Here is a 7,069-nt window from a genome sequence, read left to right as displayed (position 1 = left end):
ATGGTCTTAGTGGTCAAACCCTCAGTCCCTCCACCCGCATAGCGGGTGGTTTTTTGTTTCGCGCGTTTCACGCACTCAACTGGCTAAAGCCATAACAAAAAAGCCGGCATCCGCCGGCTTGCTTCAATCTATTAGAGAATATACCGGGGTCCCCGCAGATGTACCTGAACGGCAGGTATGCAAAGGCTCCACTTTGTAAGGTTATTTTAAATCCAGGCACGGAGATTAACTTGCTTGATGAATTCCGCCTGGGACATATTCTCTTTGGATAAGGCCTCATTCTCTGCGGGCTCTTCCTCGCCGTTCATCAGCTGATGGAACAGCTTCTCGTTATGCGTCGACAACGCAAAATCGATCAACGCAGCTTGCGTCGCCTTCTCGGCTTCAGCTACCAGCAATTGCTCCTCCGCTTCAATGTCCTCTGCCGTGACATAGAAGTTCCGGTTGGCCTGAGGTACACGAATGACATAATCAAACGCATTGTCAGGATTGCGGTCGTAAGCAATCAGGTAGCCGTAGTCTCCGATGGGAAGACTCTGTTCAAAAGCATCCGCGACAATGACAATCTTCTCACCTAAACGCAGCATCGTCCTACCTCCTGACCAAATCTATCATCGTTCTGCTTGATTCAACAGTCTACTAGAAAAAACTAGACCTGTCCAGCAGCAGGAGGAACGTTCATTGAAATTTCGCAGGAAATTTCTGAAAATGCCGAAAGCGTTCATAGAAAAGAGATTTACAGCAAGTGAACGGAAACGAAAAGCTTCACTGATGAATGGCGCTGTTCTTAAAAAAAGGGGGTCGCGGGAACCCCTCACTTATAATGTTCCCCCCGCTTCTTGTGATCCGGAAGCACAACAAACAGCAAATAACAAATGGTAGGGCTTGGCGCACCGGTAAGACCCCATATTCCCCAGAACCAGGCTGCCCTTCCCTTATTTCTCTTCTGGGCATCCCGGAACAGACAGAAACCCTGTACCGCCAAAATGATCGCTACAACGACCCACAACCAGAGAGGGACCTCCCGCAGCTCGTTCATTCTTCCGCACCTTCTTTTCTTCTGGCCAGGCGTCTTGCCCCTAGTCCGAGCAGCACGGCAGAGGGAAAAGCAACCTGCAGCAGCAAGAAGACCACCGGCGCGTAGCCCAATACCGCCAAGAAAATACTGAGCAGCACCAGAGCCGCCATAATGAAGAGCAGCAGTTCCCTGCGCTGGCGTCTCTGTCTGCGAAGAAGCTCATCTGCTACAAAGCGTTCCATGTCAGCCACTGGCGGGTGGGAAATCTCATCGTACAGCTCATCCATACGTTCAAGCTCCATCTGCAGCTTGTGCAGCAGATTATCATCACCGGGCTTCGTCATCATCCCTCAGCTCCTTCCTCAGTTGGTCCAGTCCGGCGGCTACCCGCGATTTGACGGTGCCGGCCGGAACCTGCAGCATAGCTCCCGCTTCATCATAGCTGTAGCCGTAATAATGTTTAAGCAGCACTGCCATCCGCTGCGGCGTTGACAGCCGGGACAGCGCGTCAAGCACTTCACTCCACTCCAGGTTGCGGCTCTCGAACTGCCAGCGGATCGCCTGCCGGCCCTGCTCTTGTTCCTGCCACTGCGCCTCCAGCTTCCAGCGCCGTTTCCGGTCAATATATAGCCGGGTTGCAATCGTAATCAGCCAGGAGGAAAAGGCAGACGAGCCATTATAGGTGCCGATCCTTTCCATGCATCTGACCATCGTGTCCTGGGCCAGCTCCTCTGCCAGCGCCGGGTTCATCGTCGCCTTGACCAAATATTTGTACAGAAAAGGATAATGCTCCCGCAGCAGCGCGGCCAGCGCCGCAGTGTCCCCCTGCTGCGCCTGTCTAATCCTTCCCAGCGCAAGCTCGCTCATCATGCCCCTCCCTCCGGTCATTGGTAAATACATTTGTAATACGGTTATGTATATGGAATCGTTCAGTCGCGTCCGGTATTATTTTTCAAATTCCAAAGCTTGCGTCTCCATGGCTGAACCGACCGTCTGCCTTCCGGGTCGTTCCAGAACAGCGTACGTCTCGGAGCAGACTCAGCCCGCACATTAGCATTACTCTGTAAATGGCCTGCACTTGATCCTCGGACATGCTTATGGCCGTAATCCAGCCGGAACTTCAGGTCGCTTTCCATTCATCATTCCTCCAGCGGCAATCTGTATTCAGACAAAAAAAAGAACGCAAACCGGGATTAATCCGCAGTCTGCGTGCTTCGCGAGGTAAATGTTACATTTAATTAACGCTATTCTATCAACTTTGTAGTCTCTTGTCCACCTTAATTTAGCGGTTTCTGTCCGATAATGTCATTGCGCCGGGACATACGGATTATTACGCTTCTCAAAACCGATGGTTGTCCGCGGTCCATGGCCCGGATAGACCTTTACTTCCTCATCCAGCCGGTACAGCTTGCCGCGGATGGAATCAATCAGGTCACGCTCCCGCCCGCCGGGCAGATCGGTCCGCCCCACGCCCAACTTGAACAGGACGTCACCGGAGAACAGGTCGTTGCCGCACAGAAAGCTTACGCTGCCAGGGGAATGGCCGGGCGTATGCAGCACCTTGAAGCTGAGTCCCAGCAGCTGCAGCACTTGACCCTCAGCCAAATCATACTCCGCCGGGGCTGTACTGATCGGAGGCGAGGCATCCGGCCACATCAGGGAGCCGTTCAGCTTGGGGCTGCCCAGCCAGTCGCTCTCCAGAGTATGAATATATACGGGACATTGCTTGAGCTTGCGCAGCTCCTCCACTCCGCCGATATGGTCGAAATGGGCGTGAGTCAGCAGAATTGCCTCAATCTCTATATCCTGCACCGCGCGCAGCAGCGCTGCGGGATTCATGCCGGGATCGATGACAACCCCGCGCTTCGGATCGGCGCCGGTCAGTAAATAAGCGTTGGTCTGGAGCGGACCAAGGTTATAGGAACGTACATTCAGCATACGCTTAGAATCCGGAAATCAGGCTGCGCAGCTCGGCTGCAATTACAGCATGTGATTCCGTTCCTTCCCCATAGGCTTGTCCCATCGCCTTGCGCACTTCGGCAATCTTGCTATCGTAATCGGCGGCTTCCCGGTCCGGATTTTCCTGTTTGAAGGCAGTCATCAGCGTCTGTACATGCGCCGGTCTTGGGCCCCAGCGTCCAAGCACATAACCGCCGGTATCGGCGAAGATGACGACCGGAACCGAACGGCCGCCGCCTGTCAGGAAGTGATCCATCAGGTCCTGATGCTCTTCCAGAATCAGCACTTCGGTCTTAATGCCGGCTGTCTCCAGAATACGGAAGACCACCGGCACATTGCGGACCACATCGCCGCACCAGTCGGCAGCCAGAATCAGCACACGCAGATCGTCCCGGTGATTCAGACTTTCAAAAAATTCGCGGTCACTGTCGTTCTCCCAGGCAAACTTCTCGTACCAGCCCTCAAAAGCCTGCTGGTTCTTGGTCATGCTCTCCACGAATTGGCGCGGAGTCAGGCCTTGGCCAAATTTGGCGGCTACATTCTGCATTATGCTGCACTACCTTTCTTTTTGGATTTGTACCATTTGAATACAAAATAGACCACAATAAGGCCAATGGCGCCAAGGATGAGTTCATTGGTGTATTTGGCGGCAACTTCATCAATGGTCTCCCATCGGTCGCCAAGGGTATATCCAAGGTATACAAAAAGTGCGCTCCACGGAATAACAGCCAACGTGGTCAGCATTGTAAATTTGCCCAGCGGCATACGCGAGATTCCCGCCGGTACGGAAATGGCATGGCGGACCACCGGAATGAAACGGGCGGTAAATATAACACCGGTGCCGTATTTATTAAACCAGTCTTCCGCATGATCAATATGATGCTTCTTGATAAAAATATATTTTCCGTATCTCTCCAGCACCGGCCTGCCGCCATATCGACCAATCCAGTAAACGAAAATCTGGGCGATCACTCCGCCGATTGTACCAAAGAGGACCGCTCCGAAGAAATTGATATCGCCGTGCGAGACCAGAAAACCGCCGTATGCCAGCACAATTTCACTCGGTATTACCTCAATCATCAGTCCGATCATAATCCCGAAATAGCCCAGGCTCTGAATCCATTCAAACAGCTGCGAGACCAGATCAGAAAAAAAATGCACCTGCAGCTCCTCCTCCCGTTTAATGCGCCGTGCAGCAAATCTATGCTCAGGTGTTTGCGCCGGCGCTGCCCTACGCTCTATGTACCAGCTTATCCTAGACTATTCTAGCATACGCGGCCGTAATACATCTACTTGACGGATTTATGCGCAGGAGAGAATCCTTATGCCGCTGGGTGACCTACCGCAGGCAGATATATCCGGGAGCGGCCGGATGTAAACCGAAGACCACATCTCTTGTCCTGACCGGACCGGCACAGCTGTCCGCCCCGTTATTCTTCAGGTTTATATACATATACACCCGGGAGCTTGTCCAGACGCAGCTGAAGCGCCTCGGCCGGGCCGCCGGCGGCAAAGCGGCGGTCGTTATGCCGCTGCCCCTGACGGGCTACGGCTCCCGCCAGCAGCCGGTACTGCCGCAGCAATTCCCGGCCGGCAGAAGCGTCGGCCGCTGCCTCGGCGAAATCCTCCGCCGCCAGCTTACGTTCGCTCCGGGTCAAAAGGGCTGCGATAACCTCCTGCCATTTGGCGGCATTGTACCGGTCCAGCGCCAGCGCCTGCCGGATCTCTTGCAGCCCCCTCCCCGGGGTATTCCCCTGCAGGTATCTTCCGGCCACCTCCCATTGCAAGGCGGCGTTCACCGGCGAAGCCGCCAGTGCAGCCTGAAGCATGGGCACCCCCTCACTTGCCGGAAGCGTCCTGGACAAGGTCAGGACGATCATCGGGTCCAGCGGATTGCGCTCCCTGGCCTGCAGCAGCAGCGCCTGCCGGTGCTCCGGCTCTGTCGTCCGCAGTGCCTCCCGGTAGTCTCCGGCGGCCAGCAGCGCCCGCAGGGAACACAGCGCAAGCAGCAGACATAAACTGCAGGCACTCAGGGCAGCAATGAATGAGCCGTATTCCTTACGCAAGCTGCGCTCAGCCCGGATGGGGACGATCCCCCGGAACCCGGGCGGCTGACCCGCCTTGGGAGCCGGGATGTCCAGTATGTCAGGCGATGCCTGATAGCCCGGTGCAGCAGGAGGTACCACCGGCAAGTCTGCCTGAGCCATGACAACGCTTGGTCTGCCCGGCGCTGCCGGGAGGTGTTGTTCTGGAGGAACGGTTTGAGCGGGCGGCCTGCCGGCGCTGTCCCGCTGGTCGCCAGTTCCGATCCGCCCGGCGCGGGCCATTGCGGGCAGCATAAACAGCAGCAGCCAGATCAGCCCATAGCTCCAGTCGAAATCGACTGCCGCATGGAGCGCAATGACGAGCAGCGGGGCCAGGAGCCGCGGCCCGGCCTGCGCGCACAGCCACCCTGCGGCCAGCAGCATGAGCAGGGTCAGCGACAGCCCTGTGACCCCCAGGTTCAGCAGGGTGTCCAGGTAACCGCTGTGCACCTGGCTGCCCACATAGGGACGGGATTGCGCAGCCAGGTACAGGCTGCGCCAGCTCTCGCCCCCGCGCCCCAGCCAGGGTGCTTCCCCCGCGAGGCGCCAGGCGTCGCGGTACAGCAGCCCGCGAGCGCCGGCCGTCGGAGACGGCCCGCTGATCCGCTCGCGCACCTGCCACAGGGCGGCGGCGCCCGCAGCCGCCCAGCCTGCCACCGCCGCTGCCAGCACGGCGGCCCCGGCCCTGCCCGCCGCACGCTGCCGGCGGCGGCACAGCCACAGGCCGGCCAGCCACGCGGCGGCCCACAGCCCGGCCAGCAGCGCGAGGCCGGGCCAAGGCTCCGCCGCCAGCAGGGCCGCGGCCAGCTGGCGGTACAGCAGCGCCGCGGCCAGGAGCGGCGCTGCACCTGCGGCCAGCAGCGGCGCGAGCAGCCGCGGCTGCCGCAGCAGGGCGGCCGCGCAGGCGGCGGCCGCGGCCAGCCACGCGCCGCGCGACTCGCTGAGGAGCAGCGCGGCGGCATACGGGAACAGCGGCAGCAGGCGCAGCCGCAGTGCCGCCTCTGCCGGGGCTGCTCCCGGTAGCGTGGAGCGGCTCCGGCGTTTCCAGGCCGGCCCGGCTCCGCACCGGGCAGCCCAGCCCCTCACTGCTGCGCATCGCGATTTTATCGAGACGGCTTGCCCGTCTTCCGCTCTGGCCATGCCGCTCCCTGCTGCCGCTCCGCCTGCATCCGTCTCCGCTCCCCTGCTTTGCCCTATTCCGGCCAATCCGGGCGCCTCAGCAGCCCCACTTCCTCCATCCATCCTTGTCCGGCCGCTCTTCGCTGCCGCTCCGCCTGCATCCGTCCCCGCTTCCTTGCTTTGTCCTATTCCGGCCAATCCCCGCGCCTCAGCAGCTCTACTTCCTCCAGCCACCCTTGTCCGGCCTCTCTTCGCTGCCTCACCGCCTGCATCCACCGCGGCTGCGGCGGCGAACAGGCTCTCCAGCAGAAAGACGGCCATGACTGCGCCGAAGGCATTCGGGTATTCCAGCACGCCCGCCAGTCTGGCGCCTGTGGCGCTGACTGCCGGGGAGGCGCTGTAAGCAACGGCATATGGCAGATTCAGCCCCCCGCATACAGCCAGCAAGGCACTGACGCCAAGCAGCATGCCGGTCAGATTCCAGAGAAGCACAAGCAGGCGTCCTCCCCGTCTTGTCTGCGCACAACAGTATGCAATGACGGCAAAGCTGCCGTACAGCCCCCAGCGCAGCAGTTCATGCCAGGTACCTAGCAGTGACACCGGACTGCGGAACAGCTGCAGCGCATACATCAGCTGGAACAGGAACGGACAGCCGAGCAGAAAGAGCGTTGCCATCCTCAAGAAATTCCGCTCCGCCATCCGGATACATAACCGTTCAGGTGCTTTTAACATTGCACACGCCCAGCCTCCGCACCCTATAGCGCACAGCGCGAACCACACGGTGAGCAGCGGGTACATTTCTCCGCTAAAAAACAAGCCGCGCTGTAAACAGGCCGTAAGCATGGCCCCGAACAGCAGTCCGCCCCCTCCCGACTCTATCATCCGTTGC

8 protein-coding genes are annotated in these 7,069 nt (G+C 58.8%); all 8 read right to left on the bottom strand.

What is annotated here, in order from left to right; all coding sequences use genetic code 11:
* Window positions 1-206: 206 nt before the first annotated feature.
* The 8 genes from F1379_RS20930 to F1379_RS20890 all read right to left on the bottom strand — a co-directional run bounded on the left by F1379_RS20930 (window position 207) and on the right by F1379_RS20890 (window position 6,912).
* A complete protein-coding gene (locus tag F1379_RS20930; RefSeq protein WP_150273549.1) occupies window positions 207-587 on the bottom strand; it encodes an ATPase in 381 nt (126 codons plus the stop codon).
* Window positions 588-1,035: 448 nt separating this feature from the next.
* A complete protein-coding gene (locus F1379_RS20920) occupies window positions 1,036-1,362 on the bottom strand; it encodes a DUF5345 family protein (RefSeq protein ID WP_150273545.1) in 327 nt (108 codons plus the stop codon).
* Entirely contained in the window at window positions 1,346-1,888 is a 543-nt protein-coding gene (gene sigY, locus F1379_RS20915) for an RNA polymerase sigma factor SigY (RefSeq protein WP_420850519.1), read from the bottom strand. The genes F1379_RS20920 and sigY overlap by 17 nt, the downstream gene beginning before the upstream one ends.
* A gap of 59 nt (window positions 1,889-1,947) precedes the next feature.
* A complete protein-coding gene (locus tag F1379_RS20910) occupies window positions 1,948-2,154 on the bottom strand; it encodes a hypothetical protein (protein WP_150273542.1) in 207 nt (68 codons plus the stop codon).
* Window positions 2,155-2,323: 169 nt separating this feature from the next.
* Entirely contained in the window at window positions 2,324-2,956 is a 633-nt protein-coding gene (locus tag F1379_RS20905) for an MBL fold metallo-hydrolase (protein ID WP_150273540.1), read from the bottom strand.
* A gap of 4 nt (window positions 2,957-2,960) precedes the next feature.
* Window positions 2,961-3,524 carry a thioredoxin family protein gene (locus F1379_RS20900; RefSeq protein WP_150273538.1) on the bottom strand — a complete coding sequence of 188 codons (564 nt, stop codon included), beginning with the start codon at window positions 3,522-3,524 and terminating at the stop codon, window positions 2,961-2,963.
* Window positions 3,524-4,138 carry an undecaprenyl phosphate transporter UptA gene (gene uptA, locus F1379_RS20895; RefSeq protein WP_150273536.1) on the bottom strand — a complete coding sequence of 205 codons (615 nt, stop codon included), beginning with the start codon at window positions 4,136-4,138 and terminating at the stop codon, window positions 3,524-3,526. Before uptA ends, F1379_RS20900 begins: the two co-directional genes overlap by 1 nt.
* 269 nt (window positions 4,139-4,407) lie before the next feature.
* Entirely contained in the window at window positions 4,408-6,912 is a 2,505-nt protein-coding gene (locus tag F1379_RS20890) for an O-antigen ligase family protein (protein WP_162551229.1), read from the bottom strand.
* Window positions 6,913-7,069 lie beyond the last annotated feature (157 nt).

The sequence above is a fragment of the Paenibacillus tepidiphilus genome (assembly GCF_008635795.1).
Lineage (GTDB): Bacteria > Bacillota > Bacilli > Paenibacillales > Paenibacillaceae > Paenibacillus_AQ > Paenibacillus_AQ tepidiphilus.
This window is presented reverse-complemented; position numbering and strand designations above follow the sequence as displayed.

Excerpts from the sequence above, each read along its gene's own strand:
- F1379_RS20930 (WP_150273549.1), bottom strand. The coding sequence starts at position 587 with ATGCTGCGTTTAGGTGAGAAGATTGTCATTGTCGCGGATGCTTTTGAA.
- F1379_RS20920 (WP_150273545.1), bottom strand. The coding sequence starts at position 1,362 with ATGACGAAGCCCGGTGATGATAATCTGCTGCACAAGCTGCAGATGGAG.
- sigY (WP_420850519.1), bottom strand. The coding sequence starts at position 1,888 with ATGATGAGCGAGCTTGCGCTGGGAAGGATTAGACAGGCGCAGCAGGGG.
- F1379_RS20910 (WP_150273542.1), bottom strand. The coding sequence starts at position 2,154 with ATGGAAAGCGACCTGAAGTTCCGGCTGGATTACGGCCATAAGCATGTC.
- F1379_RS20905 (WP_150273540.1), bottom strand. The coding sequence starts at position 2,956 with ATGCTGAATGTACGTTCCTATAACCTTGGTCCGCTCCAGACCAACGCT.
- F1379_RS20900 (WP_150273538.1), bottom strand. The coding sequence starts at position 3,524 with ATGCAGAATGTAGCCGCCAAATTTGGCCAAGGCCTGACTCCGCGCCAA.
- F1379_RS20890 (WP_162551229.1), bottom strand. The coding sequence starts at position 6,912 with ATGTTAAAAGCACCTGAACGGTTATGTATCCGGATGGCGGAGCGGAAT.